The following is a 26210-nucleotide window of genomic DNA, read 5'->3' as shown; positions in this document are numbered from 1 at the left end:
GTCTCAAGCCCCGTAGCCACGCATCGTCCGACGGTTAACCTTGACCGCGCCCGCCGGATCGGCGGCGGCCGTGTCGGATTCTTCTTCCAGCACCAGCCAGCCGTTGAAGTTCGGCGCGGTACCGGCGATCTCGATCACCTGCGCGGTATCACAGACGCCTTGGCCAAGCATGGCCCACGTGCCCTTGGCATCGACGTCCTTCAGATGGATGTAGCGGATGCGGTCGCGGTAGGTGGTGAGCGTGTCGGCCATGTCCTTGTGGCCGCGCAGGATATGGCCGGTGTCGGGAACCCAGCCGACCAGCTCGGGATCGAGCAAAGCAAAGATCGCGTCGTAATCGGCACGGTCGAAGAGCAGCGTGTTGTGGTGCGAACTCGGATGCACCGCCACTTGCACGCCTGCCTTGCGGCCGAGCTCGCCGGCCTTGTTGTAGACCTCCGCGGCGATGGCGAATTTGCCGTCACGCGGTCCTTCGGAGACGACGGTGGCCGAGCCCATCGACACCAGCGCGCCGGGAAAGTTTGCCACGAAATCGATCCAGCGCCTGGCGGTTTCGAGGTCGGCTCCGATCTTCTCCTTCAGCGTGAAACCGCTCGCGGAGCCGAAAGCGAAGGAAACCAGTGTCAGCCCTGACGACTTCAGCGCGGCAGCGAACTCGGTGGGTTTATCCGCGTAGCGGCCGATCATGGTGTCGGTGATCTCGATGCCGGCATACCCGCCATCCGCGATCGCCTTCAACAGATCGTCGGGGCCGCCGGTGAACCGGTCTCCCAGCATTTCCCAGGTGAAGGTCTGGCAGCCGACTTTGAGGTCTTTCACGTTCATCCTTTCATTCCCTTGATACCGCTTATTCCTTGATGCCGCTCTGCGTCACCCTGGAGTGGACATCTATTTGACCGAGCCCGCGGTCATGCCGGCGAGGAAGTATCTCTGGGCAACGAGGTAGATGATCAAGAGCGGCAGCGAGCCGAGCACGCTCATCGCCATCATCTGGTTCCATTCGAAGGCGTGCTGCCCCATCAACAGCTGGATGCCGATCGGGACGGTGCGCATGGACGTGGACTTGGTCAGCGTCAGCGCAAAGAGAAATTCGTTCCAGCATAGCAGGAAGGTGTAGACCGACGTCGCCACGATGCCCGGCAGTGAAATCGGGACGATCACCCGCCAGAGTGCGGTCCAACTGCTACCGCCGTCGACAGCCACTGCTTCATCGAGATCGCGGGGCAAGGTGTTTAGATATCCCGTCATCAAAAGGATCGCATAGGGCAGCGTAAACACCAGGTAGGTCAGGATCAGCGCGACATAGGTGTCGAAGATGCCGTACGAGACGACAAGCCCGAAGAAGGGGATCAAAAGTGTGATCGGCGGGATCGTCTGCGTGCTGATGATGAGTGTATTCAGGCTGCCTTTGCCGCGGAAGTCGAAGCGACTGAACCCATAGGCCGCCAGCAGGGCGATCAGCACCGTCAGCACGGTCACCGCTCCCGCCACGAAGTAGCTGTTGAAGAAGAAGCGCAGCTTTACCGGGTCGCCAAGGATGGCGGCATACGCTTCCAGGGTGAAGGCCTTCGGCAGGATGGTTGGTGGCAGCGCAAAGATTTCGGTGTTCGACTTGAACGAGCTGCTCAGCATCCAGTAGATCGGGAAGGCCGCGAAAAACAGCCCCGCGGCAAGCGCGACATGCAGCGCGACGGTGATCAGCCTGTCTTTCGGCGTGTGCCTTTTCCTCATGGTGACTAGCGAGCCTTTTGATAGCGGATGTAGAACAGCGTCAGGCCGAGAGAGATCAGCAGGATGACCACGGCGCTCGCCGACGCCTGTGACAGGTTGTAGCTCGAAAACGCCAGCTTGTAGGTGTAGGTGCTCAGCACCTCGGTCGCGTAGATCGGACCGCCGCCCGTCGTGATCCAGATCAACGGGAAGACCTGCATGGTCCAGATGAAGTCGAGCAGCGAAATGCTGATGATGATCGGCATCAGCTGCGGAATGGTGATGAAGATCAGCTTCTGGTAGGCCTTCGCCCCGTCGATATCGGCGGCCTCGTAGAAATCCTTGGGAATGCCCTGCAAGCCTGCGAGTAGGCTGACCATGAAGAGCGGATAACCCGCCCAAATATTGGCGAAGGTCACGGCGTGTAGCGCGGTCCGCGGCGAGGAAAACCACTCGACCTTGGAACCGATGATGCCCAATTGCAGGAGAATGCTGTTCACGACACCGTTCGGCTCGAGCAGGAGGCGCCAGATCACCGCGATGATGACCGCGGTGAACAGCCAGGGCAGTATGTAGAGCACGCGCAGGATATTGCGCAGCGTTGGATTGATGCGGTCGCTGTTCAGCATGAGCGCGAAGATCATGCCGATGGTCATGTGGAAAACGACGCTCATGCATGTGAAGTAGAGCGTGTGCCACAGCGAAGCCCAGAACACGGGATCGTCGAAGATCGCCTGGTAGTGTTTCAGTCCGGCAAAGGACGGGTCGCGACGCAGCACCGCGCTGTTCTGGAACGAGTAGCCAATCACCGTCACCATCGGCAGCAGCATCAGCAGGCCGATTATTACCAGCGAAGGCGACAGATAGAGATAGGGCGCGACCGCTCGTTTCAGTCTGTGGTGGGTGCGCTTCTGTCGAGTCATGTGCCAGCCTTGGGATACGCCTTCAAGAGAAGGTGAGCTTCGTAAACGGATCCATCTCAATTGCCGATCCGTTGTTGCCGGGCGGCCTGCCCGAAGCAGGCCACCCGGTTGAAGGTAACAGACGGGAACAGCCCGATCAGAATTTCGCCATCCAACCCTTCTGAGCGGCGGCTGCGGCCTGTTCCGGAGACTGCTCGCCAGCGAGCATCTTCTGGGCTTGCACGTCGAACTGGGTCATCAGGTCTTCAGCCACCGGCAGGCCCGTGAACTCATTGGCGAGATAGCCGGTCTTGAAGATTTCGAAAGCCTTGCCGAAAGCCTTGTCCGAGGTCACGAAATCGGGCTTGGCGTTAACGTTGCCCGGGAAGGCATTGGCAAGCGACACGAGCTTGCCATTCACCTTTTCGCTCATCAGATACTGGACGAGTTTCCAGGCCTCTTCCTGATGTTTCGAGGCCGCGGAGATGCCGATGCCCCAGGAGGCATAGGGAAGGCCGCGCTTGCCCGTATAGCCCTCCACGACCGGGACAGGGATGAGGTCGAAGTTCAGCTTGGGATTGCGCTTGCGGATGAGGTTCACATGCGCGAGCGAGTCGATCATCATCCCGACGCGGTCGTTGACGAATTCCTCGACCTTTTCCTGTTCGGTCTTGGTGGCGATGCCGGGCGAGATGGTGCCGGCGTCATTGAGCGATTTGACGAAGGAGAGCATATCCACCACCGGCTTGCCCTCGAGGGCGGGCTTGCCGTCCGCCATCATCGACTGACCCGAAGCCCAGACCCACGACATCATGTCGTTCTGGACGCCGGACGGCGTCTGCAGCGACAGCGGCAGCACCCAGCCATACTGGTTCTTGTCGGCGTGCGTCATCTTCTTGGCGGCGTCGAGAAATTCCGCGCGGGTCGAGGGCAGCTTGGTCACGCCTGCCTGGGCGGCGAGGTCCAGATTGACGAAAACCGGATAGACGAACGAGGCGACCGGAAACATCACCGCCTTGCCGTCGACCTTGATGATGTCGGCGACCTGGCTCTTGTCGAACTTGCTCGCATCCATCATCGGGTTCATGTCGGCGAGTGCGTTCTGCGCATTCAGATTGTTGACCCAGGCGCCGTCGAGGCCGACGACGTCGCTGAGCGTTCCGGTCGCGGCGCCGACCGAGATCTGGTCGCGCGTCGTCGCATAGGGGCCGCTGACCAGCGTCACCTTGATGCCGGGGTTCGCGGCCTCGAACTCATCCATGATTGCCCTGAGCGAGCCAGCCGGCAATTCGGGCTCCCACCATTGGGTGAATTCCAGCGTCGTGTCCGCCATGGCGCCGGTTGCGCCAAGCAGCCATGCGGCCGCGGCTATTTTCAGCATCGCGGGTTTAATACGAAACGTCATTTTCTCCTCCTTCTTTGGGGATCGACCGCACAATGCGGACGATCGTCTGGTTATTCAAAAGTCTTCTTACGCGGGCGCCTCCCCCTCGCCTGCGGGCCTTGCCTCGGGTCTTCAGATCGCCAGATGCGTCTCGGGATCGAAGAAATGGAGCTTGGCGTCATCCAGGGCCAAGCGGATTTCCGTGCCGGAGCGGACCGTGCTGGCCGGTTCGAATCTCGCCACCGCGTTCGACGCCAGGCCGAAATCCTGCACCGCGTCCGGGTCGCCGGAGTCCACCCGGACCGCGTCGATGGTGAGATGGACGATGTGTTCGGATCCGAGTTCCTCGATCGAGGTCACCTTTGCCGGTATCGTCTGGTATTTGCGGCCGGATTCGAGGTTGCTGTCATAGAGATCCTCGGGTCGGATCCCGAACACGACCTTGCGCCCCGCATACGACCTCAAGCCCGGCCTGCGCACGAAGGCCGCATCCTGCAGCCGGATGGCGAAGGTGCTGGACATCAGTTCGTCGCCCGTCAGGGTCGCCTCGAAAAGGTTCATCGAAGGAGACCCGATGAAGCCGGCAACGAAGGCGTTCACCGGGGATTCATAGAGCCTCTTGGGCGTATCGACCTGCTGCAGAACGCCGCCTTTCAACACGGCGACCCTGTCTCCCATCGTCATCGCTTCGGTCTGGTCGTGGGTCACGTATATGGTCGTTACGCCGAGCTGCTTTTGCAGACTGGTGATTTCGGCGCGCATCTGCACGCGCAGTTTCGCGTCCAGATTGGAAAGCGGTTCGTCCATGAGAAAGGCGGCCGGCTCACGCACCATGGCGCGGCCCATGGCAACCCGTTGACGCTGTCCGCCCGAAAGGTTCGCGGGCTTACTGTCCAGCAGCGACGTCAGCTGAAGGGTTTTGGCGATCTCGTCGACGCGCTTCTTGCGCTCGGCCTTCGGCTTGCCGGCCAGCCGCATCGAAAAGGCGATGTTTTCGAACACCGTCATATGCGGGTATAGCGCGTAGCTCTGGAAGACCATCGCGATGTCGCGGTCCTTGGGCGGCATGTCGACGACGTCGATACCGCCGATACGGAGGCTGCCGCTGGTGACGTCCTCCAATCCCGCGATCATCCGCAACGCGGTGGATTTGCCGCAGCCGGACGGCCCGACGAGAATCAAAAACTCGCCGTCCTCGACCGACAGATTCAACTGGTCGATCGCGTGAAAATTGTTCCCGTATGTCTTGCAGATATTCTCAAGAACGACCTCTGCCATTTTCCTCCCTCCACAAGTCTAAGCCACTGATTTTTATAGTTTCCTCGGCTTATGATCACCTGCGAGATATTTCCTCGGATAGTTCGGGCTCTGTCGCGGCATCGAGCCGCGCATGCTTCAGTTCGACCGGCGACGGCGCGTTCGTCGATGCCAGCAGTTCCGTGACCTGGTCGTCGGTCGGAAGCGCCTCGCGCCCGCCTCGTCCCGTTATCGAATGGGCCGCCGCCGCGGCCGCGAATGCGACCCGGCCCGCGGTGTCGGCGCCGCGCGTCAGTGCAAGGGCGTAGGCGCCATGAAAGCAGTCGCCTGCGCCGGTCGAGTCGACGACTTCAACCTGGTGCGGAGGCAGGTGCCAGAGCCCGGCCTCGCCGCGTCCACGATAGTAGACGCCCCTACCGCCATCCGTCAGAACCACGGCGGACCGCGACGGCAACCACAATGCATCCAGTATCTCGGCGGGCGATCGGCGGCCCGTGGCGATGCGCGCAAAGCCGAGCGGAAGAATGAGATGGTCGCAGAGCCCGATCAGCCTTTCGGTAGCTGGGCCACTGCTCCATTCGATATCGCCGAGGATGGCAAGGCCGAGATCGCGAGCCCGAGCCACGACATCCAGCGACCCGATCGCGTAACTATCGACGATCAGGACGGTCGCGCGGCTGAGGATCTCGTCCGGAAAGTCCGGCGCGGTGCCCAGCATCGCTTCGTCGTCATACGCGATGAACCGCTCCCCATCCGAGCCGACGGTGATCCGCGAGCGCACCGGGCGTGCGTTGGAATGGCGCGGCGCGAACGCGGTTTCAACGCCGCTCGCAACGAGATCGCACAGCACGGCGTCGTCGGCGGCACTACCCAGCCATCCGACGAAGCCGGCGCTTCCGCCGAGCCGCGCGACGGCGACAAGGGCCGTCGCGACATTTCCTCCGAAAGCCCGGGCACTTTGCAGAACCTTCCCCTTGCCCGCCGACAACGGCTGATCGACATAGACGATGTCGTCGATCGCAATAGCTCCGAAGCCGAGGATTGAAGGGACGGTGGGCATCGGTCAGGCACCCGCCCTTGCCAGGGCATCTTGCGCCGAAAGCCCGTCATGGATGACGCCCCGGAAGGCAATGGCCGCCTTCTGCGGATCGCCATGCCCCCAGAGATTGCGGCCCACCACGGCGCCGCGCGCGCCGGCACGGATGGCGTCCGCGGTCTGCTGAAGGGCGCCGAGCAGCGTGTCGGTCTTCGGACCACCCGCGATCACGACCGGCACCGGGCAGGTCCGAACGGTCTCTCGAAACGACTCGAAATCGCCGGTGTAACCGATCTTGATCACGTCGACGCCGGACTCGTAGCCGATGCGCGCCGCATAGGCGATCTCGTCGGGAGTGAAGACGATCTTTGTCCCGTCGGTGAAATCGCGAGGGTAGACATGCGCGACAACGGGCATGCCGTAGCGGGCCGCCGCGTTCACCGAATCGGTCAGCCAGCGTATGTACTTGCCCTCGGTCGCGCCGCGTACCGGAATGGCCACGGCCAATGCATCTGCGCCAGCGCGCACCGCATCCTCGGGCGTTGCAATCAGTTCACTGATGCGGTCGTCCGGGGTGAAGCAGCCGGCCTGGATCACCAGGGAAGCCTTGCCCGCGTATTGCGGCCACAGATGGCGCGCGGTGCCAGGCTGGATGCTGACATAGTCGGGTTTGCCCACCATGACGCGGGCTAGCGCGCCCGGCAGGTCGGCAAGACCGCCTTTGCGCACGTCGCCATAGCCGACGAAGTGGTCGACCGCGCCGCCGAAAAGGTTGCCCGATGGATGTGAGAAGAGGCGCGCAAGGCGCACCTGGGTTCCGAGGCTCATGAGTCCAAAAATCTCCAATCGATTGACTTTAAAATCCCAGACCCAGTTTTTTCGAAAGAAAGAACAAAAGCAATCTTTCGAAAGCTTTCGAATTCTCGTATTTTTAATAGGGTGAATCGAGGCCATGGCGATCGCCTGGCACATGGAGGCAAGGACAGGGCAATGTTGTCGGAGCAGAGACGCCAATCGATCCTGGGTGAGGTGCAACGCAGCGGACAGGTTCGCATCAAGGACCTGTCCGACGATTTTGGCGTGTCGGAAGTCACCGTGCGCTCCGACCTCGAGATACTGGACCGAAAGGGACTGCTGACCAAGACCCGCGGAGGCGCGGTGACACGGACCACGGATTCGACCACGGCCGCGTTCGCCCGGCGGATGCAAACCAACCTCGATGCAAAGAAACGCATCGCCCGGGCAGCGGTAGAACTGTTCGAGGACAACCAATCCGTCATCTTCGACGGCGGCTCGACATTGATGCAGCTTGCCATGCAGTTACCCCCGCTCAGCAATGTCGTGGTCGCGGCCACGGCGATGAATATCGTGCAGCATCTGATGCATCGGCCCGGGCTCGACGTTCACATGATCGGCGGCCGGGTCTATCCAGACACGGTGAGCACGCTGATCACCGACGCCGATACCGCTCTCGGCGGCTTGGTGGCGCATCAAGTCTTTGTCGGAGCGCATGCGATCGACTCGTCACTGGATGTGGTCGACGTCAACGAAGACATGGCGCGAACGAAGCGAAACCTCGTACGCATGGCCCGGCGCGTTGTCCTCCTTGCGGATTCGAGCAAATGGGGCGTCAGCGGCACCTCCAAGGCATTTTCGCTGTCGAGCGTCGATGTGGTGATCACCGATGATGGCCTGGCAGGCCCGATACGCAGCCAGCTCGACGGGACCGTGGCCAAGGTGATCTACGCCTGAACCCTTCGCGACCCCTGGCCGCACGGCAGAGGTCCACTGCGCGCTTGACCCACGAGATTCGCGTCGGCGCCCGGCCGGTTTTTCATGCCTGTCATTTCCTCCTCCTAGGGCTGGCAGCCTCCCAAAGTCGCGCCAGCATTTCCGCATGCTCTATAAAAATTTTACGCGCGTCAATATTTAAAATGTTGTATAGCGATTTCGAAAACGATCCGGCATCGTCGCGACGGATCGGGCAGGCCCGTGAGCGTATTGGGAGGTACAACAGGAAATGCAGGCGAAATCAGAGGCCAAACTCGGCATTGGCGTCGTCGGGTGCGGCAACATCTCGATGACCTATCTGCGCAACGCCGCGCTGTTTGGCGGGGTCGAGCTTCGTGCCTGCGCCGACATCTCGGCCGAAATCGCGGCGCTGCGAGCCAAGGAATATGGCATCCGTGCCCTTGGCGTCGATGCGCTGCTGGCCGACCCCGAGATCGACCTCGTCCTCAACCTGACCATTCCGGCGGCGCATTTCGATATTTCGATTTCAGCCCTGTCGGCGGGAAAGCATGTCTTCACCGAAAAGCCCCTGGCGACGTCGGCCAGCGACGGGCGCCGCCTGGTGGCGGAGGCGGCGAAGCGCGGCGTGCTGCTCGGCTCGGCTCCCGACACCTTCCTTGGTGCAGCCGGACGCAGAGCGCGCCGCCTGATGGATGAGGGCGCGATCGGCCGCCCGGTCAGCGGCACCGCCTTCATGATGGGACGCGGCATGGAACACTGGCATCCCAACCCGCAATTCTACTACCAGCCTGGCGGTGGTCCGGTGTTCGACATGGGTCCCTACTACCTGACCATGCTGGTCAACCTGCTCGGTCCGGTCGCGCGCGTCATGGCGATGGCGACGAAGGGCCAGGAGGAGCGGTTGATATCGGCCGAAGGGCCGTTCAAGAACACGACGTTCAAGGTCGGCACCCCGACCAATGTGCTGTCGCTGCTCGAATTCCGCTCTGGCGCCACCGTCACCTTCGGCGCCTCGTGGGATGTCTTCAGGCATTCCAACCATCCGATCGAACTGCACGGCACGGAAGGTTCGCTGCGCCTGCCCGACCCGGACACGTTCGGCGGCACCGTCTCGCTGTCCGAACGCGGCGCGGACTGGAAGGATTTCGCCAGCGAAGGCGAACTCTACGGCGCCCGCAACTGGCCTTACGCCGCGCCCGACCGCGCCAATTACCGCATGCTCGGGGTCGCCGATCTCGTGCGCTCCCTAGAGACGGGAGCAGCGCCGCGCGCGTCCGGCAATCTGGCGCTGCATGTGCTGGAGATCATGGAAGCGATTCTGCGGTCGGGCGAGACGAAAAGCTCGGTCGCCATTGCCGGTGACGTCGTCCAGCCGGCCCTGCTCAGCGAAGACGAGGCGCGCGCCTTGCTCGCCTGATCCCCGTGGCGGAGATGACGATGACACTCGATCCGGACGCGCTACGCATCCTCGAAATCGCCCGGGCCGCCTGCGGCGAGCCGTTCGAGAATGGCAGCGTGGCGGCGGCGCGGGCCGCCTACAACGCTTCTTTCCCGACGCAGCAAGGCGAGCACGAGCCGGTGGCGGCGACTTCGCAACAGCAGATCGACGGGCCGAACGGCCTGGTGACGATCCGCATCCATCGCGGCATCGGCGCGCCACGCTCTGGCGCGCGCGCCGTGCTCTATCTGCATGGCGGCGGCTGGGTCATCGGCAATCTCTCCTCGCATGACGAGATCTGCCGCTGGCTGGCCAATCTCGGCAATGCCGTCATCGTCTGTCCCGACTACCGGCTGGCGCCGGAGCACAAGTTTCCCGCCGGGCTCGAGGATTGCGCGGCGGCGCTGCGCTTCATGGCCGGGAATGCCGGAGACCTCGGCATCGACCCTGCCCGCATCGCCGTTGCCGGCGACAGTGCCGGCGGCAACCTTGCCGCCGTTTTGGCGCTGCTTGCCCGCGACGGGCTGGCGCCGCCGCTTGCCGCCCAGATCCTGATCTATCCCAACACCGATGCCCGCCAGACGGCGGACAGCTACCGACGTTTCGGCGACGGCTTCGGCCTCACCGCCGCCACCATGGCCTGGTTCCGCGACCACTATGTGCGGACGCCCGACGACATCGCGGACTGGCGCGTTTCGCCGCTGCTGGCCTCCAGCCTTGCCGGCGCGGCGCCGGCTTTTGTCGTGACAGCCGGGCACGACATCCTTGCCGATGAAGGCACGGCCTATGCCGAGCGCCTGCGCGCCGACGCAGTGCCACTGGTGTTGCGGCACTGGCCGGGTCAGATCCATGGCTTCGTCTCGATGGGCCGCCACATCCTGGCCGCGCGGCAAGCGGTGAGCGAGGCGGCGGCCTGGCTTCAGCTGCGGACGCGTGCTCAGGCCGACTGACGCATCACCAGGGTCGCGCCGAGCTTGACGTTGCGCGCCAAATCCTGGCCGGGCGGATCGGCCTCGTCCAGCAGTGCCAGCAGGATCTCGACACTGCGGCCGGCCATGGCGGCGAAATCCTGCGCCATGGTGGTCAGCGCGGGACAGGTGTAGCGGCTCAACGGATGATCGTCGTGAGCGGCGACACGGAAATCGCAATCGGGCCGGCGGCCGATCTTCAGCCCGCGCGAAAAGGCGGCCGACATCACGCCGAAGGCGAGACGGTCATTGGCGCACAGCAGCGTGCGGGCCGGCAGGCCGCCCTTCTCGAGCGTCCTGTCCATCCATTCATGGCCGATGCGCTCGAAATCCCAGTTATAGTCGCCCGCCGACTTGATGACGACAGGCTCCAGACCCGCGGCCTGCATCGTGTCGATATAGCTCTGCAGGCGTTCGCCCGAATTGTGGTTGACGTGCGGAATGTCGACATAGACCGGCGGTTCGCCGGACCGGCAGAGATAGTCGACGATGGTCGAGGTGCTCTGGTGGTTGTCATTGCCGACGAACGGCGTGTCGCCTTCGATATAAGTATCGAAATAGACGATCGGGATGTCCTCGCTCATTCGCTCGAAAACACCGGGCTCGGAAACTCGACCCAAGGGGGCGACAATGGCGCCGGCGACCTTCAGCGACATCAGTGTCCTGACCGATTCCGCCTCCAGTTTCGGCGAACCGTGCGAGGAAATGACGATGGGCCAAAACCCTTCGTCGCGGCAGCGCAGTTCGATGCGGCTGACCATCTCGGCGTAGAACGGATCGGCGATCGTCGGCACGACGATGCCGACATTACGGGTGCGCTTGCGGTTGAGGTTGCGGGCAAAAACATTCGGCTGATAGTCCGAGGAACGAAGCGCGGCCTCGATGCGTGCCCGCGTCGCCGGCTTCACGCTGGCCGGATCGTCGAAATATTTCGACAGGGTCGGCCGCGATACGCCGGACGCCCTGGCGAAATCATCCATCGTCCGGTGGGTCTTCTCCGCCATCGATCTTTCGGGCCCCTTTACCCTCAACGCCAGCCGAACTCTGGCCAGAATCAGTCTTGCGGCCGTCGCTATGAGGCAGCATTGCTTGACCGAACTTGTTCAGTCAAATTTCCATGTTTCCATTACAACGCAAAAGAATTGCGCACGTCAAATTATTTATTGACGCTCTGAAAATCTCAACTTAGGTTTTGAACTCGCACGGACATGGGGAGCGTACGGCAACCAGAGTCCGGCAGATGGTGAGGACATGAAGAAACTGGTTTGCGCCGGCGAGATCCTGGTCGAGATCATGGCCGAGCGGATCGGCCAGAGTTTTCGCGCTCCTGGCCCGCTGGTCGGCCCGTTTCCATCAGGCGCCCCCGCCATCTTCATCGACCAGGCGGCGCGGCTCGGCCAGCCGGCGGGGCTGATCGCGGCGGTGGGCGACGACGATTTCGGCCATTTGAACATCGAGCGCCTGCGCGCCGATGGCGCCGACATCTCGGCCATCAAGGTCCACCAGGGTGCCGCGACCGGAACCGCCTTCGTCACCTATGAGGCCGATGGCAGCCGGCACTTCGTCTACAACATCAAGCAGAGTGCTGCCGGACTGATCGAGATCGGCGCGGAAGCGCGCGCTCTGCTGGCCGGTGCCGACCATTTCCACGTCATGGGCACATCGCTGTTCTCGCCCGAGGTGATCGAGGTTGCCCGCAACGGGATCGAGGCGGTCAAGGCACGCGGCGGCACGGTCTCCTTCGACCCCAATATCCGCAAGGAGATGCTCGATCTGCCGGGCATGCGCGACGCGCTGCATTTCGTGCTGTCGAAAACCGATGTGTTCCTGCCGAGCGGGCCGGAACTCTTCACCTTCGCCGAGGCAACCGACGAGGAGAGCGCGGCGCGCGAAATGCTGGACCGCGGCATCTCCGGCGTGGTCGTCAAGAAGGGCGCGCAGGGCGCCGTTCACTACGACCGGTCAGGGCGCACCGCTTCACCCGGCTTCGTCGTCGAGGAAATCGATCCGACCGGCGCCGGAGACTGTTTCGCGGCGGCCTTCGTCTCCTTCTGGCTGCGTGGAGAAGCGCCTTGGAGAGCGCTCGAGATAGCCAATGGCTGCGGCGCGCTGGCGGTGACGAAGAAAGGCCCGATGGAAGGCATCGCCTCGCTCGCCACCGTCGAGGCGTTCATTGCGACCGCCACGACCGGAGCACCGGCATGAGCCAGGCGACCGACAGGCTGGCCGCCATAGCAAAGCGTCGTGCGGCCGGCGAACGCGCCGGCATCGCCTCGATCTGCTCGGCCCACCCGCTGGTCATCGAAGCAGCACTGCGCCACGGCAAGGCGCGCGGTGTCGACGTGCTGATCGAGGCCACCTGCAACCAGGTCAACCACGAGGGCGGCTATACCGGCATGACGCCGGGCGATTTCCGCCGCTTCGTCGAGACGATCGCCGGCAAGGCCGGCTTTCCCCTGGACAGGCTGGTGCTCGGCGGCGACCATCTTGGCCCCAATCCGTGGAAGCACCTGCCGGCGCCAGAGGCCATGGAAAGGGCATCGCGCATGGTGGATGCCTATGCCGAAGCCGGATTCACCAAGATCCATCTGGATGCCAGCATGGGCTGCGCCGGCGAAGGTGCCGCGCCTCCCGACGCCACGATTGCCGCGCGCGCCGCCGACCTAGCCGGAGTGGCGGAGGCCGCGGTTGAACGAACAGGCGGCGCCAGGCCTGTCTATGTCATCGGCACCGAAGTGCCGGTGCCGGGCGGCGCACAGGAGGCGATGGACCATCTGGCGGTGACGACACCGGAAGCGGCAGGCGAGACGGTGCGCATCCACCGCGATGCCTTTCACCAGCGTGGCCTCGATGCCGCCTTCTCGCGGGCGATCGGCGTCGTGGTGCAGCCGGGCGTCGAGTTCGGCAATGCCGAGGTGATCGCCTATCGCCCGGAACGCGCCCGGGCGCTGGCCGGCACACTGCGAGACCTGCCGCAATTCGTCTTCGAGGCGCACTCGACCGACTACCAGCCGGTCGGAGCGCTGAGCGCTCTGGTCGACGACGGTTTTGCCATCCTCAAGGTCGGGCCGTGGCTGACCTTCGCGCTGCGCGAGGCGCTTTACGGGCTGAGCCACATCGCCGACATTCTGGTTCCCGACCCGGGGCGTGAGAACCTGCCGGCGGCGATGGAGCGCGCCATGCTGGCCGCACCGGGCAACTGGAAGAACTACTATCACGGCTCCGAGGCCGAGCAGCGGATCGAACGCCATTTCTCCTACAGCGACCGCATCCGCTACTACTGGCCGGCGCCGGCGGCGGGGCAGGCCGTGGACGCACTGATGCTGGCGTTGGGCGAGCGCGATATCCCCTCACCTCTGATCAGCCAGTATCTCGGCCGTCTGGATGGCGCGGTGGCGAGCGGATCCGTCGCGCCAAAAGCCAGGGAACTCCTGATTGCAGCCCTAACGGATGTTCTCGACATCTATGGCAGCGCAACCGGCTGATCCCGACAGTTACGCCCGTGGCACCAGAACCAGGGCACCTGTGGTGCGGCGCAATTCCAGATCGCGGTGCGCGTCGGCGGCGTTGGCAAGGGCGTAGCGGGTCGGCGCCTCGACCCTGACCGCGCCCTGGCGCAGCGCCTGGAAAAAACTGGTGACATGCGGCGCGAGCTTTTCCGGCGTGTCGGTGTAGTGGGCATAGTTGGGGCGCGAAACGGTGATCGATTTCGAGGCGAAGCGGCCGATGTCCCAATTGCCGACCGGCCCGGAAGCCTGGCCGAAACTGACGAGATGGCCGCGCACTGCAAGCGCCGCCAGAGAGCCGGCGAACGTGTCGTTGCCGACCGCGTCATAGGCGATGTCGGCACCCCTGCCACCGGTCAACCGCATGACCGCCTCGGCGAAATTTTCGCGGGAATAGACGATCACATGATGCGCGCCGAGCCGCTCGACGATGCGCGCCTTGCCGTCGCTCGACACGGTGGCGATGACCGTCGCGCCGAGATGGCGCGCCCACTGCACCAGCAACTGGCCGATGCCACCGGCGGCGGCGTGGATGAGGACGATGTCGCCGCGCTTCACGGCATGGACATCGTGCAGCAGAAAACTCGCGGTGACGCCCTTGAGCAGGCCGGCGGCGGCGGTCTCGTCCGAGACATCGTCGGAGAGCCGAACCAGCAGTTCGGGCGCCATGTTGCGCCGTTCGCTGTAGGCGCCGACGGGCGGACAGGCATAGGCGACGCGGTCGCCGATCGAGAAACCCGATACCGTTGGACCAACCGCTTCGATGATGCCGGCCGCTTCCATGCCCGGCACGCCGGGTGGCTGCAGCAGATCGAAGAAACCGGTGCGGCAGTAGACGTCGATGAAATTGACGCCGATCACCGTGTGACGGATCCGCACCTCGTCCGGCGCCGGCGGCGGCAGGGCGATGGCCCTGGGCTGCAACTCCTCCGGTCCTCCGTAACGCTCGACGACGATCGCGCGGGTCGTTTCGGCACGGATTGAGGCAGCCTTTGCGGCAACGCGCGGCGCGCTCGCGGATGAAGCCGGCGCGACGCTGGCCGGCAACGGTCTCGCCTCAACCGGCGCGCCGGCGTTGCGCCGCCGCAGAAGAGCGTGCACCGCCGCGAAGCCCGCCTGATAGATGCCTTCGGTGACCAGCCTGACCAGTTCGTCGCGGCGATGTGGCGGCGGGTGGAATTCGGAACGCCATTCCCAGAAAGTGGCGTCGCCATCGGTCACCGGCTTCAGTCGCAGCGAGGCGACATAGCCCATCAGCGGCAGCGGCGCTTCAAGCAAGCAATAGCTCAGCCGCCGGTCCTTGTCGGACAGCGCCAGCAATTGCTCGCGCAGCTCGCCGCCGTCGTTCAGCCTGAAGTGGCGCACCGAGCCCACCGCATCGACTGGTTCGCCGCCCTCGATCTCGCTGAAGGCAATCGCCGGGTGCCAGCGCTCATGGCCGTTGAAATCGCGCAGGATCGCCCAGACCTCGTCGATCGGCGCATCGATGATGGTGCTCTGGCAGACCCTGACCATCGGCCGGCGTCAGCGCCCGAACCGGTGTTTCAGCGCGGTCAAGGCGGTCTGGAACACGCCATTGCCGATCTGCTGCATCAAGGTCGCCTCACGGTCCGGCGCGCAGTCGAACTCCGCCTGCCATTCGGCGAGCGTCAGATTGCCGTCGGTGATCGGCGTCAGCGAAAGCGTGGCGACGTAGTTCTCCACCGCCATCGGGCTTTCCAGGATCGCATAGCTGCAGGAGAGGTCGTAATCGGACAGCGCCAGCAGCCTTTCACGGATGCGCCCGCCATCCCTGAGCGTGAAACTCCTGATGCAGCCGATCTGGTCGGCCTGCGCATTCTGTTCGATGCGGCTTTCGACGACGAAGGGCGCCCAGCTTGGCAATGCGTTGAAGTTGCGGACAAGCTTCCACACTTCGGCCGCCGGTGCTGGAATGACCGAGGAGACATAGACCTTGGTCATGCTTGCTGGCCAAGGATGCAACGATAGAGGCCGCACTTGGGTGCACCTCGGCTGTTGACGCCAGCGCCGCCCCTCATTGTCCTGCCGGACATTTCTCCCCGTATAGTGACGGGGAGAAATGGGCTGGCCGCAGCCTCGGCGCCAATCTCGCAACGTTGGTGATTTGCGAAATCGTCGATGACCGCGTCCCTCTCCCCGTCTCTATACGGGGAGAGGATGCCGGCAGGCAGGTGAGGGGCAGCGCCGACGTTCACCTCAATGGTCGCGGTCGTCATCGTCGTCCTTGGCGGGTTTGCCCTTGCCCTTCTTGTCGCGGGTCAGGCTGGAAATGTCCTTGGCGTCGCGCAGCACGTCGGTCATGCGGCCGAGCGAGCCGCCTTCGATGCCGATCTCCTTCATCAGATTGTCGATCATCGGCGCCTGCACCCGGTAGCGCAGCGCGGAGTCGATGACCTCATCGGTGACGTTGCGGTTGCCGCCCTGCCCGCCATTGATGCCGTCGACATGCAGGATCTTGATGCCGTCGATCTTCTCCATCGGTTTGACGCTTTCGCGGATGATGCCTTCCATATGGTCGAGCAGCTTGCCGCGCAGACGGCCGGCGCGTGCCTCGCTCGACAACAGGTTCTCGGCCTCGTTGAGCTGGCGGTTGCCGGCGGCGTCGACTTCGTAACGCTGTGCCGCGGCAAGGGCGTGGATCTTCTCCGCTTCCGCCGATGCCAGTGCCGCGATCTTCTGCGCTTCCGCCAGACTCCTGGCCGCCTTCATCTCGGCATCGGCAGCGGATGTGATGCGCAAAGCTTCGCGCTCGGCCTCGCGCTGCGCGCCGATCAGGTCGGTCAGCTTGCGGCGCTCGGCGATTTCGCGTTCGCGGGCGGTGAAGGCCTGTTCCTCCGCCTGGACCGCCTTGGCGCGCACGGCTTCGGAAGCCGCGATGGCCGAAGACCGCTCCTGCGTCTTCTTGGCGATGTCGATCGCCTTCTGGATCTCGGCGATTTCGATCTTCTGGTCGCGGTCGACGCCAAGCTGGCGGATGTCGCGTTCCTTGATCAGACGGGCTTCCTCGATGCCGCGTTCGGTGGTGATGCGGGCGCGCTCGACCTCTTCGCTGGCCGAAATCTCGGCTTCCTCGAAGGCCTGGCGCTTGGCGATCTGCAGCGCCTCCAGATGGCGCTCGCGTTCAACCCTAACCTCGTCGACGGCGCGCTCATGGGCGATGCGGGCCGTCTCCGTCGCCTGGTTCTCGACGATCTCTGCGCGGCGCTTTTCCGCTTCGGCCCGGGTCACTTCCAGCGCCTTTTCGGCCAGTGCGATCTGGCGTTCCAGCTCGGCGACCTCGAGCAGTTTCTTGCGTTCGACCTCGAGTTCGCGCTGCGTGCCTTCGCGTTCGATGCGGGCTTTCTCCAGCGACAGTTCGAGCGCGATCTGTTCGCGCTCGGTCAGTTCGCGCATCTTCATCTCGGTCTCGTCGAGCGAGCGGCGGCGCGCGATCTCACGGCGCTGCGTCTCTTCCTCGCTGTTGATCCGCTCCTGCGTGATGTTGCGCTCCTGATTGAGGCGCGATTTCTCGACCGCCTCGCGCGAGGAAAGCTGCGCCTGTTCGGATTCCTGGTCGCGCAACGCGCGCTCGATGGCGAGTTCCGAGCGCTGCGCGGCGCGGCGAATCTCGACCTCGCGCTCCTGTTCGAGGCGCGCATATTCGGTGTCGCGGTCGATCTCCAGCACCTTGCGCTGGGTGTCGAGGTTCTGGTTGCGGATGTCGACCAGCGTGCGTTGCTCGATCTCGTTGCGCATCCGGCGCCGGGTCTCGATCGATTCCGTCAATTGCGTCAGGCCTTCGGCGTCGAAGGCATTGGACGGGTCGAAATATTCAAGGCTGGTCTGGTCGAGGTCGACGATGGCGACGCTTTCGAGTTCGAGACCGTTGGCGGCCAGCGATTCCTCCGCCAGCCGGCGCACCTTGGCGGCATAGTCGCCGCGCAGTTCGTGCATTTCTTCCAGCGTCATCTGGGCGGCGACGGTGCGCAGGGCGCCGGCGAATTTGCCTTCCAGCAATTCGCGCAAACTGTCCGGCTGCAGCGTGCGGCGGCCGAGCGTCTGCGCGGCGGCGGCGACCAGTTCGCGATGCGCGCCGACGCGAACGAAGAACTCGGCGATCAGGTCGACGCGCATGCGGTTCCGAGTAATAAGCGCCAGCCCGTCCTCGCGGCGCACCTCGATGCGCAGCACATTCATGTTGACCGGGGTGATCTCATGCAGCACCGGGATGACGAAGGCGCCGCCATTCACCACCACCTTCTCGCCCATGAAGCCGGTGCGCACGAACGCCGTCTCCTTGGTCGAGCGGCGATAGAGCCAGCGCAAGATGTAGACGGCGATCACCACGACGACCGCGGCAATGATCAACCACAACAGGAAAGCGCCAAAGGTCTGCGCGTCCATGATCTATCCTCCCCAAGACAATGCGGTCGGCGCGAGGCGACCGGCAGCAAACTCAAACATCCACCCGTATGGTGGCGAAGTCCAATTCTTCATGCCCGCCTCCGCAGCTTCGGCGTAATGGCGTGGAACGCGGAAATCACCGCATCGACAAAGGCGGGGTCATTGATGTTGGCCCGCACCCGCTCGACATTACGTTGCGGCGTCTGGCGCACCGTCTTCTCGATCGCCTCGAACAGAGCGTTGTCGGCGTCGGGATCATGAAAGGGCTGGCCCGGAGCATCGAGCATCGAGACGCCGCCTTCCGGCAGCAGGAAGCGCACCGGGCCGTTCATGGCGTTGAGCCGCGCGCCGATCCATTCGCCGATCGCGCGGCATTCGTCCACGGTCGTGCGCATCAGCGTCACATTGGGATTGTGGATGACGAATTTGCGGCCGCGAAACTTCTCCGGCACGCTGTCGCGCGGACCGAAATTGACCATGTCGAGCGCGCCGGCCGAGCCGACATAGGGCAGCCCGGTGCGGATCGCCGCACCGAACCGATCCTGCGTCGCCGGGAAGACGCCACCGACGATCATGTCGGCGACTTCAGTCGTGGTGAGATCGAGGAAGGCCGACAGCAGCCGGGAATCGCCGAGGTTTTCCATGGCGCGCCCGCCAATGCCGGTGGCATGGAAGACAAGGCCGTCATAGTCGGCTTCGAGGCGTCTGGTCACCGCCTGCACGGCAGGCGTGGTGACGCCGAACATGGTGATGCCGACGGCCGGCCGCGCCAGCTTGCGCTTGGCTTCCCAGGCTTCGGCATTGGGCAATTGCGCGACCATGCCGGCCATGGCGTGCGCGGCGTTGGACAGCACCTGTTCGGTGATCGAATTCAGCCCCTGCACGTCGGCGACCGAATGGAACATCATGATGTCGGCGCCGCCGACATATTTGGCGACATCGCCGGCCGCCACCGTCGACACCATCAGCTTGGGGATGCCGACAGGCAGCACGCGCATACCCGCCGTCGCCAGCGTGGTACCGCCGGAGCCGCCGGCGGAAATCACGCCTCCGATGCGCGGCTCGCGCTCGATCCAGCGCGCGAAGGCTTCCGCCATGGCGCTCACCGAGCCGCCGCGATCATTGGTGAAGACGGCGGATGATCCGCGCACATGCATGCCGGCGACCTGCATGGCCGGCACGTCGGCGCTGGTCGGTTTTCCCGAGGTCGACAGGTCGACCGTGCGGACCGGCAGGCCGAGCGCCTTCAGCCGGTCGGCCATGAAGCGCAGTTCCTTGCCCTTGGTGTCGAAGGTGCCGACGACCAGCACGGTCCTGCCGATACGCTCGGCAAAGGGAATGGCGAAGATTTTTTTCGCATCGTCCTGCGGGGCGGTCTTGTCGACCGCCGCCTGGCGCAATTCGGTGACCGGGACGTTCCAGCGGTTGGGCAGTTCGGTGACCGGGCGGTAGATGCCGTTTTGAGGCATCGACTCGCCCGATGCGGCGCCGGTGCGGTCGACGCGATAGACTTCCGCCAGTTGTTCCCTGGCCTGCGCGGCTTCCGCCGGCGTGACGGGCGCCTCCTCAGCGTGGCGGCCGACGCCGAGCAGCCGCTGCTGCAGCTCGCGATCGGCGGCAAGCGCCTTGGCCTCCATCAGCCGGTTGATGCGGCCGTTGACCATGATGGCGACCTGGTTCGACACCGAGGTCGCCACGCCGATGTTCTGCTCGATGACCAGCACCGCCATCTCGCCTTCGGCGGCGAGATCGACCAGCATTCTTTCGACTTGATCGACGATGACCGGCGCCAGCCCCTCGGTCGGCTCGTCCATGACCAGCAGTTTGGGATCGCTCAGCAGCGCGCGCGAAATCGCCAGCATCTGCTGCTCGCCGCCCGACAGCTGCGAGCCGCCGTTTGTGCGGCGCTCGGCCAGGCGCGGAAAGGTCTGGTAGACGCGCTCGACCGTCCAGGAGGCGTCGCGGCGGCTACCGGCCGCGAGCCGCAGATGCTCGTCGACGGTCAGGCTAGGCCAGACGCGGCGCCCCTGCGGCACATAGCCGACGCCGAGACGGTGAATCTCGTGTGGCTCGAGCGCGGTGATTTCGCGTCCGTCGACGCGGATCGACCCCGACTTCGCCCGCTTCAGGCCGACGATGGTGTTGCAGAGAGTCGACTTGCCCATGCCGTTGCGGCCGACCACCGACAGCACACCGCTTTCCAGCGTCAGCGAAACGCCCTGCAGCGCATGGCTTTCGCCGTAGAAAACCTGCAGATCTTCTATGCGCAGGATTGCCTTGGCGATTTTCCCGGGACGCTCAGCCATGCTTGCCCCCGAGATAGATCTCCTGCACCTCGGGATCGGCCTCGATCTCCCGTGGCGTGCCTTCCTTGAACAGGCGGCCATTGTGCATCATCGAGACATATTCCGAGACGCGCAGCGCCACATCGAGATCGTGCTCGATGATGATGTAGCCGATGTGTTTCGGCAGCGCGTTGAGGATGGCGACAAGGTCGCGGCGCTCGGTCGGCGACAGGCCCGCCGCCGGCTCGTCGAACAGGATGAAGCGCGGCGCGCCGGCGAGAGCCAGCGCAATCTCCAGCTGGCGCTGCTGGCCATGGCTCAGCGTCGCCACCAGCGTGTCGCGATAGGTGTCCAGATGCACGGCGTTCAGGATCGATTCCGCCTGCGCCATGTTGACGTCCGATGCCGCCGGTCGGAGCAGCGAGAAGCGGCGCCGCGAAACGCCGCGACAGGCGAGGAAGATGGAATCGAGGACCGACAGGCCCTTGAACAATTGCGATATCTGATAGGTGCGGCGCAGGCCGCGCCGGATGCGCTCATGCGGCGGCAGGTCGGTGATGTCCTCGCCGAAAAAGCGGATCCGCCCTGACGTCGGCATGAAGTCGCCGGTCACGGCGTTGAACAGCGTCGTCTTGCCGGCGCCGTTGGAGCCGAGGACCGCGCGCCGTTCGCCGGCCGCGATCCTCATGGTGATGCCCGAGAGCGCCACCAGCGCCCCGAAGCGCCGCGCCACGCCATCGAGCTCCAGCGCATAGGCGCCGGTGCTCTGAAGACGGTTTGCTGCGAGGCTTTCGGTCACTGGCGGCTGCATTCGATATCGGCTGTTACGGGCAGCTCGGATTGTCGCGGTTGACCGCGCCGAGCTTCATGAACTCGTCTTCGGGAATGCCGAGCGTCTGGTTGACCTGCGGCACGACCTTGACCAGCTTGTTGAGGAGATTGCCGTCCGAACCCTCGGTGACTTCGGTCAGGAAGATGTCGGCGATGGCGTTGCGGTTCTTGTCGAGCGACACCTTGCCGGTCGGCGTGTCGAAGGAGAGCTTCGACAGCGCGTCGCGCAACTTCTTGCCGCCGTCGGAGACATCGCCGCCGACCTGGTCGAGACCGAGCAATGTCGCCTTCATGTCGACATAGTAGCCATGGGCGAAGAGCGAGGGCGACGGAAAGGCGCCGGGCTGCTTCTTGTAGGCCTCGACGAATGCCTTCCAGGCCGGCGCGTCATTGGTGTCAGCGGTTGGTCCGGCCGACGGCGTGCCCTTGAGCACGTCTTTCAACTTGCCCTTCGAGGTCAGCACCGTCTGGTCGACGGTGATCGAGCCGCCGATCAGCGGCGCGGTGCCGCCACCCTGCTGGTACTGGGTCAGGAAATTGACGGCGTCGGCGCCGCCTAGCGCGACATAGATCGCGTCGACATCCTCGGGAATGGCGGCTATAACCGACGAAAAATCCTTGTTGCCGATCGGCACCCATGACTTCGACGGCACATGGCCGCCGGCCTTGCAGAACTCGGCCATGAAGCCGAACACCTGCGTGTAGGGGAAGGAGTAATCCTCGGCGACGGTGGCGACCTTCTTGTAGCCCTTGTCCTTGAAGGCGTAGGTGCCGAGGCCGGCCATCCACTGGGCGCCGTCGGTGGAGAAGCGGAAGAAGTTTTCGGCGGGGTCGCGCAAAGTCGTGTCCTGCGCGGCCGAGGTGCCGTTGATGAAGGTCACGTTTGGCTGCGTCTTGGCGTAGTCCTTGACGGCGATGCCTTCGTCGCCCGAAAGCGGGCCGACCAGCACCTTGACGCCGTCCTGCTCGACCAGCTTGCGCGCCGCGCGCACGGCGCTGTCGGGCGAGGCGTCGGACGAGCCCTTGACGATCTCGATCTTCTTGCCGGCGACGGTGCCGTTCATCTCGGCAACCGCGGTCATGGCGCCACGCTCGCCATCTTCGCCGAGCACGGTGAACGGTCCCTCGAAAGTGGCGAGCAGGCCGATCTTGATGGTGTCGTCGGCGGCCAGCGCCATCGACGGCGCGGTCAGCCCGGTGAACACCGCCAGCGCCATTAAGGTACGTCTATGCATCCTCATGTTTTTTCCTCCCGTTGATTTGGTTTTGCAGTGGTTTCGTCCCGGTTTTTTTACGGTCCGGGACGCAAGGACTCCTGGGCAAGATGTGGCTTGATCCTCCCCCACAACCCAAGAATTCCGTCCGGTGAGACGAAGACGATTATCAGGAACACCATGCCAATCAGCGTGTTGAAGCGCTCGGCGCCGACGATGTCGATGGCGAAGGTCTGCATCAGCACGACGACGAGCGCGCCGAGGAACGGCCCGATCGGGTGGCGCAGGCCGCCGATGACGGCGATGATCAGCACGTCGATCGCCGCATCGACACCGATGGTGCCGGGCGAGACGCGGCCGTTGAACCAGACCAGAAGCACACCGGCCAGACCGGCGATGACGCCGGAAAGCAGCCAGGCGAACACCTTGTGCGCGGTGACATGGTAGCCCAGCGCGCGCATGCGGCGGGGGTTGTCGCGGATCGCCTGCAACGTCATGCCGAAGGTCGACCGCGAACCGTAGAGCACCGCCGCGTAGGACAGCACCGCAAGGCCGAGGCAGAGATAGTAGAAGGGCTTGGCGTCGCGCCAGCCTATGCCCCAGAAGGCCGGCGCGCGGATGCCGGCATAGCCGGAATGGCCGTTGAAGATGGCGTAGTTCTGCTGGGCGAAATAGTAGGTCGCGGTGGCGATCGCCAGCGTGATCATGATCGTGTAGATGCCCTCGGTGCGCACCGAGATCCAACCGATCAGCGCCGAAGCCACAGCGGCCGCGAGAACGGCGAACGGCACCGCCAGCCACCACGGCCAGCCGAAACCTAAAATGTTGGAATTGTTGTTGCCGAGTATGGCGATTGCGTAGGCCGATATGCCGGCGACGGTGATCTGCGCCAGGCTGACCATGCCGCCATAGCCGGCGAGCAGCATAAGCGAGAGGCCCAGCATGCCGAAGATCAGCGAATAGCCGCCGATCTGGGTCAGGAAGAAGTCCGACGCCACGAGCGGGTACAGCACCAGCGCGACGCCAAGGATGACGTGACCGGCGCCGAGCTTCTCCAGCCAGTTCCGCTGCGTCGTGCCGTCCGTGGCGATGGCGAGGCTCATCTTGCCTTCCCCATGATGCCTTGCGGCCTGACCGCGAGCGTCACCACCATGATGACGAAGGTGAGGACGATGCCGTAGGTGGGGAAATAGACGAGGCCGATCTGCTCGGCGAGGCCGATGAGCAGCGCGCCGATGGCCGCGCCCGTGATCGAGCCCATGCCGCCGACGATGACCACGACCAGCGACGCCAGGAGATAGCGCACGTCCTCGCCCGGCGCGACCGACAGCGCCGAACCGCCGACGACGCCGGCAAAGCCGGCGAGGCCCGCGCCGACGGCAAAGACGATGGCGAACACCGCGTGCACGTTGACGCCGGAGGCCTGCAGCATGGCGCGGTCGTCGACGCCGGCGCGGATCATCATGCCGACGCGAGTCTTGTGCAGCATCAGCCAGAGGACGACGCCGATGACGATCGCCGCCGCCAGCACGACGACGCGGTAGAGCGGATAGGTAAGGAAGACCGAAGCACCATTGGAGCGCACCGCGGTGATGACGGGCAAGGTCAGGGCGCCGTCGAGCCACTCCGGCGTGGTGATCTGGTAGGTGCCGCCAGCCCACACCGCCAGCATCAGGTCGGCGGCGACGATCGAGATGCCGATCGAGACCAGGGTCTGGCGCAGGTCGTCGCCTTCCAGGCGACGGAAGACGAAGACCTGCATGACGACGCCGACGACGGCCAGCACCGCGAAGCCGGCGGCGACGCCGAGCAGCCAGTAGCCGGTCCGGTTGGTGACTTCGTAGCCGATATAGGCGCCGAGCAGATAGAGCGAGCCATGCGCCAGATTGACGTTGCGCATCAGGCCGAAGATCAGCGTGAAGCCCGAGGCGACGAGGAAGTAGAGGCCGGCCAGCGTAATGCCGTTGAGGATGGCGCTGACGAAAGCCTTCTTGGAAATCAGGATGGCGTTCAGCCAATCGGGCCAGACGGCGAAGACCAGCCATGCGACGATCGCTGCGGCCAGCAGACCGACAAGGCCCCAGGCCTGCCGGCCCGTGATGCCGCCGCTTGAGAGCGTCTGAGATGGCCGGTCGAGCAGGCTCATGCAGTCAGCCGCCGGCGCTGTTCGTTCATGCGCGGCGCCTTGTGGAACTTGCCGTCCTTCATGATGGCGAGGATGCGATTCTTATCCTGCAGGATGCGGACATCGGAGATCGGGTCGCCGTCGATGAGCAGGATATCGGCGAGATAGCCTTCCTTGATCAGGCCGAGTTCGTCGCCCATGTTCATGATCTGGCCGCCATATTTGGTGCCGGCCTGGATCGCTTCCATAGGCGAGAAGCCGAGCATTTCGACGAAGGTCTGGATGTCCTTGGCGTTGGTGCCTTGCGGCGTCCAGGCAAAGCCGTAGTCGCCGCCGATGCACACGCGGATGCCGCGCCGGTGCATCTTCTTCATCGTGTCGACGCACATTTCGAGTTCGCGCTCATATTCGAGCGACAGTGGCGAGCCGGGCTTGATGCCCCATTGCTCGGCATGGCGGGCAGTGTTGATCAGCCAGGCGATGCCCGGCGCAACAAAATGCTTGTCCTTGACTGCTTCCAGCATGTCGAGCGCTTCCTCGTCGGCGAAGGAGGCGTGGTAGATGTTCTGGATGCCGTGGCGCACGCATTGCTTGACCGAGCCGGACGAACGCGCATGCGCCGAAAGCACCTTGTTGCGGCAGCGGGCTTCCGAGGCGGCCATGGCGACCTCCTCCTCCGACATCGGCGTTTCCTCGGCGCCCATACCGGTGATGCTTTCGCCCGACAGATTGAGCTTGATGGAGTCGACACCGTATTTGATCAGCTGGCGGACCGTGCGGCGGATTTCCTCCGGGCCGGAAACGACGAGGCCGAGGTTCAGCCCCTCATGCGGAATGTGCGACGGGGCGGAATCGCCGAGGCCGCCGACCGTGGTGATCTCAGGCCCGGCCGCGAGATAGCGCGGCCCGGGGAAGCGGCCCTGGTTGATGAATTTCTTGGCCACAACATCGAGGCGCGGCTTGGCGGCGGCCGCACCGCGCCCAGCGGTGAAGCCGGCGTCGAGCACCAGCTTGGCCATCTCCATGGTAACCAGCATGTGCTCCTCGACCTCCATCATCTGGATGGGGTCGATGCCGGGCGCGTTGTTCCACGACAGGTGCAGATGGGCGTCGATCATGCCCGGCATCAGCGTCGCGCCCATGCCGTCGATTACGGTTGCGCCGCCGCTGTAGGAGGACGACGAGGATGAGCCGAAGCGCGACGAACCCTTGGTGATCTGCTTGATGCGGTTGCCCTGCACCAGCACCTCGCCGGTGTAGGGATATTCACCTGTCGCGTCGAGCACGCGCACATTGGTGAACAGCGTGCCGGTCGAACCGTTTCCGTTCCAGCTGTCGTCTGCCATCACAAGCCTCCCAACTTGCCGAGCGCATGAGTTTACGCCCGATCTGAATTCC

The 26210-nt window shown here is 64.2% G+C and carries 22 protein-coding genes; 5 read left to right on the top strand and 17 right to left on the bottom strand.

Features of this window, described 5'->3' with window-relative positions; all coding sequences use genetic code 11:
* Positions 1-3: 3 nt before the first annotated feature.
* The 7 genes from FJ948_RS14575 to FJ948_RS14545 all read right to left on the bottom strand — a co-directional run bounded on the left by FJ948_RS14575 (position 4) and on the right by FJ948_RS14545 (position 7117).
* The gene (locus FJ948_RS14575; RefSeq protein WP_140705505.1) at positions 4-825 is read right to left on the bottom strand and encodes a sugar phosphate isomerase/epimerase; all 822 of its coding nucleotides are present in this window, start codon (positions 823-825) and stop codon (positions 4-6) included.
* Between the two features lie 63 nt (positions 826-888).
* Positions 889-1731, bottom strand: coding sequence for a carbohydrate ABC transporter permease (locus tag FJ948_RS14570; RefSeq protein WP_140705503.1), 843 nt, complete (start codon positions 1729-1731; stop codon positions 889-891).
* A 5-nt stretch (positions 1732-1736) separates the two neighbouring features.
* Complete coding sequence (locus tag FJ948_RS14565; protein WP_140705501.1) at positions 1737-2633, bottom strand: sugar ABC transporter permease; 897 nt, start codon at positions 2631-2633, stop codon at positions 1737-1739.
* Positions 2634-2769: 136 nt separating this feature from the next.
* Positions 2770-4017: a sugar ABC transporter substrate-binding protein gene (locus FJ948_RS14560; protein ID WP_140705499.1), complete on the bottom strand. Its 1248-nt coding sequence runs from the start codon at positions 4015-4017 to the stop codon at positions 2770-2772.
* A gap of 111 nt (positions 4018-4128) precedes the next feature.
* On the bottom strand, positions 4129-5274 hold the full coding sequence (locus FJ948_RS14555) for an ABC transporter ATP-binding protein (protein WP_140705497.1): 1146 nt from the start codon (positions 5272-5274) through the stop codon (positions 4129-4131).
* Between the two features lie 55 nt (positions 5275-5329).
* Positions 5330-6313, bottom strand: coding sequence for a PfkB family carbohydrate kinase (locus FJ948_RS14550; RefSeq protein WP_140705495.1), 984 nt, complete (start codon positions 6311-6313; stop codon positions 5330-5332).
* 3 nt (positions 6314-6316) lie between these two features.
* Positions 6317-7117, bottom strand: coding sequence for a class I fructose-bisphosphate aldolase (locus tag FJ948_RS14545; RefSeq protein ID WP_140705494.1), 801 nt, complete (start codon positions 7115-7117; stop codon positions 6317-6319).
* A 162-nt stretch (positions 7118-7279) separates the two neighbouring features.
* Here FJ948_RS14545 and FJ948_RS14540 point away from each other — a divergent pair, with 162 nt between their 5' ends.
* The 3 genes from FJ948_RS14540 (at position 7280) to FJ948_RS14530 (ending at position 10429) form a co-directional block, all read left to right on the top strand.
* Complete coding sequence (locus FJ948_RS14540) at positions 7280-8041, top strand: DeoR/GlpR family DNA-binding transcription regulator (RefSeq protein WP_140705492.1); 762 nt, start codon at positions 7280-7282, stop codon at positions 8039-8041.
* Positions 8042-8309: 268 nt separating this feature from the next.
* Positions 8310-9458 (top strand): Gfo/Idh/MocA family oxidoreductase, encoded by a 1149-nt coding sequence (locus FJ948_RS14535; RefSeq protein WP_140705491.1) that lies wholly within the window; start codon positions 8310-8312, stop codon positions 9456-9458.
* Between the two features lie 20 nt (positions 9459-9478).
* The gene (locus FJ948_RS14530) at positions 9479-10429 is read left to right on the top strand and encodes an alpha/beta hydrolase (protein WP_140705489.1); all 951 of its coding nucleotides are present in this window, start codon (positions 9479-9481) and stop codon (positions 10427-10429) included.
* On the opposite strand, the gene FJ948_RS14525 is transcribed toward FJ948_RS14530, so the two are convergent.
* On the bottom strand, positions 10417-11451 hold the full coding sequence (locus FJ948_RS14525) for a LacI family DNA-binding transcriptional regulator (RefSeq protein WP_140705487.1): 1035 nt from the start codon (positions 11449-11451) through the stop codon (positions 10417-10419). The two genes, FJ948_RS14530 and FJ948_RS14525, sit on opposite strands and share 13 nt — an antisense overlap.
* A gap of 247 nt (positions 11452-11698) precedes the next feature.
* On the opposite strand from FJ948_RS14525, the gene FJ948_RS14520 reads away from it, so the two are divergent.
* Together FJ948_RS14520 and FJ948_RS14515 are read left to right on the top strand one after the other, a co-directional pair.
* Entirely contained in the window at positions 11699-12652 is a 954-nt protein-coding gene (locus FJ948_RS14520) for a sugar kinase (protein WP_140705485.1), read from the top strand.
* On the top strand, positions 12649-13932 hold the full coding sequence (locus tag FJ948_RS14515; RefSeq protein WP_140705483.1) for a D-tagatose-bisphosphate aldolase, class II, non-catalytic subunit: 1284 nt from the start codon (positions 12649-12651) through the stop codon (positions 13930-13932). Before FJ948_RS14520 ends, FJ948_RS14515 begins: the two co-directional genes overlap by 4 nt.
* Positions 13933-13941: 9 nt before the next feature.
* Here FJ948_RS14515 and FJ948_RS14510 read toward each other — a convergent pair whose 3' ends face one another.
* The 9 genes from FJ948_RS14510 to FJ948_RS14465 form a co-directional block, all read right to left on the bottom strand.
* Complete coding sequence (locus tag FJ948_RS14510) at positions 13942-15468, bottom strand: zinc-binding dehydrogenase (RefSeq protein WP_140705481.1); 1527 nt, start codon at positions 15466-15468, stop codon at positions 13942-13944.
* A gap of 9 nt (positions 15469-15477) precedes the next feature.
* Positions 15478-15915, bottom strand: a complete 438-nt coding sequence (locus tag FJ948_RS14505; RefSeq protein ID WP_140705479.1) for an SRPBCC family protein — start codon at positions 15913-15915, stop codon at positions 15478-15480.
* 255 nt (positions 15916-16170) lie between these two features.
* The gene (locus FJ948_RS14495) at positions 16171-18357 is read right to left on the bottom strand and encodes a flotillin domain-containing protein (RefSeq protein ID WP_140705475.1); all 2187 of its coding nucleotides are present in this window, start codon (positions 18355-18357) and stop codon (positions 16171-16173) included.
* Positions 18358-18446: 89 nt separating this feature from the next.
* On the bottom strand, positions 18447-20663 hold the full coding sequence (locus tag FJ948_RS14490) for an ABC transporter permease (RefSeq protein ID WP_140705473.1): 2217 nt from the start codon (positions 20661-20663) through the stop codon (positions 18447-18449).
* Positions 20656-21453 carry an ABC transporter ATP-binding protein gene (locus tag FJ948_RS14485; protein WP_140705471.1) on the bottom strand — a complete coding sequence of 266 codons (798 nt, stop codon included), beginning with the start codon at positions 21451-21453 and terminating at the stop codon, positions 20656-20658. Before FJ948_RS14485 ends, FJ948_RS14490 begins: the two co-directional genes overlap by 8 nt.
* Before the next feature lie 13 nt (positions 21454-21466).
* Complete coding sequence (locus FJ948_RS14480) at positions 21467-22708, bottom strand: ABC transporter substrate-binding protein (protein WP_246677523.1); 1242 nt, start codon at positions 22706-22708, stop codon at positions 21467-21469.
* A 56-nt stretch (positions 22709-22764) separates the two neighbouring features.
* Entirely contained in the window at positions 22765-23790 is a 1026-nt protein-coding gene (locus tag FJ948_RS14475; protein ID WP_140705466.1) for a branched-chain amino acid ABC transporter permease, read from the bottom strand.
* A complete protein-coding gene (locus FJ948_RS14470) occupies positions 23787-24833 on the bottom strand; it encodes a branched-chain amino acid ABC transporter permease (protein ID WP_140705464.1) in 1047 nt (348 codons plus the stop codon). Before FJ948_RS14470 ends, FJ948_RS14475 begins: the two co-directional genes overlap by 4 nt.
* On the bottom strand, positions 24830-26158 hold the full coding sequence (locus FJ948_RS14465; protein ID WP_140705462.1) for an amidohydrolase family protein: 1329 nt from the start codon (positions 26156-26158) through the stop codon (positions 24830-24832). Before FJ948_RS14465 ends, FJ948_RS14470 begins: the two co-directional genes overlap by 4 nt.
* Between the last annotated feature and the right edge of the window lie 52 nt (positions 26159-26210).

It is taken from the genome of Mesorhizobium sp. B2-3-12 (genome assembly GCF_006442205.1).
GTDB lineage: Bacteria > Pseudomonadota > Alphaproteobacteria > Rhizobiales > Rhizobiaceae > Mesorhizobium.
The sequence above is the reverse complement of the archived record's forward strand: the minus strand, read 5'-3'. Positions and strand labels throughout refer to the sequence as shown.

Bases quoted from the DNA above. Each gene is read 5' to 3' on its own strand.
- FJ948_RS14575 (WP_140705505.1), bottom strand. From the start codon at position 825: ATGAACGTGAAAGACCTCAAAGTCGGCTGCCAGACCTTCACCTGGGAA.
- FJ948_RS14570 (WP_140705503.1), bottom strand. From the start codon at position 1,731: ATGAGGAAAAGGCACACGCCGAAAGACAGGCTGATCACCGTCGCGCTG.
- FJ948_RS14565 (WP_140705501.1), bottom strand. From the start codon at position 2,633: ATGACTCGACAGAAGCGCACCCACCACAGACTGAAACGAGCGGTCGCG.
- FJ948_RS14560 (WP_140705499.1), bottom strand. From the start codon at position 4,017: ATGACGTTTCGTATTAAACCCGCGATGCTGAAAATAGCCGCGGCCGCA.
- FJ948_RS14555 (WP_140705497.1), bottom strand. From the start codon at position 5,274: ATGGCAGAGGTCGTTCTTGAGAATATCTGCAAGACATACGGGAACAAT.
- FJ948_RS14550 (WP_140705495.1), bottom strand. From the start codon at position 6,313: ATGCCCACCGTCCCTTCAATCCTCGGCTTCGGAGCTATTGCGATCGAC.
- FJ948_RS14545 (WP_140705494.1), bottom strand. From the start codon at position 7,117: ATGAGCCTCGGAACCCAGGTGCGCCTTGCGCGCCTCTTCTCACATCCA.
- FJ948_RS14540 (WP_140705492.1), top strand. From the start codon at position 7,280: ATGTTGTCGGAGCAGAGACGCCAATCGATCCTGGGTGAGGTGCAACGC.
- FJ948_RS14535 (WP_140705491.1), top strand. From the start codon at position 8,310: ATGCAGGCGAAATCAGAGGCCAAACTCGGCATTGGCGTCGTCGGGTGC.
- FJ948_RS14530 (WP_140705489.1), top strand. From the start codon at position 9,479: ATGACACTCGATCCGGACGCGCTACGCATCCTCGAAATCGCCCGGGCC.
- FJ948_RS14525 (WP_140705487.1), bottom strand. From the start codon at position 11,451: ATGGCGGAGAAGACCCACCGGACGATGGATGATTTCGCCAGGGCGTCC.
- FJ948_RS14520 (WP_140705485.1), top strand. From the start codon at position 11,699: ATGAAGAAACTGGTTTGCGCCGGCGAGATCCTGGTCGAGATCATGGCC.
- FJ948_RS14515 (WP_140705483.1), top strand. From the start codon at position 12,649: ATGAGCCAGGCGACCGACAGGCTGGCCGCCATAGCAAAGCGTCGTGCG.
- FJ948_RS14510 (WP_140705481.1), bottom strand. From the start codon at position 15,468: ATGGTCAGGGTCTGCCAGAGCACCATCATCGATGCGCCGATCGACGAG.
- FJ948_RS14505 (WP_140705479.1), bottom strand. From the start codon at position 15,915: ATGACCAAGGTCTATGTCTCCTCGGTCATTCCAGCACCGGCGGCCGAA.
- FJ948_RS14495 (WP_140705475.1), bottom strand. From the start codon at position 18,357: ATGGACGCGCAGACCTTTGGCGCTTTCCTGTTGTGGTTGATCATTGCC.
- FJ948_RS14490 (WP_140705473.1), bottom strand. From the start codon at position 20,663: ATGGCTGAGCGTCCCGGGAAAATCGCCAAGGCAATCCTGCGCATAGAA.
- FJ948_RS14485 (WP_140705471.1), bottom strand. From the start codon at position 21,453: ATGCAGCCGCCAGTGACCGAAAGCCTCGCAGCAAACCGTCTTCAGAGC.
- FJ948_RS14480 (WP_246677523.1), bottom strand. From the start codon at position 22,708: ATGCATAGACGTACCTTAATGGCGCTGGCGGTGTTCACCGGGCTGACC.
- FJ948_RS14475 (WP_140705466.1), bottom strand. From the start codon at position 23,790: ATGAGCCTCGCCATCGCCACGGACGGCACGACGCAGCGGAACTGGCTG.
- FJ948_RS14470 (WP_140705464.1), bottom strand. From the start codon at position 24,833: ATGAGCCTGCTCGACCGGCCATCTCAGACGCTCTCAAGCGGCGGCATC.
- FJ948_RS14465 (WP_140705462.1), bottom strand. From the start codon at position 26,158: ATGGCAGACGACAGCTGGAACGGAAACGGTTCGACCGGCACGCTGTTC.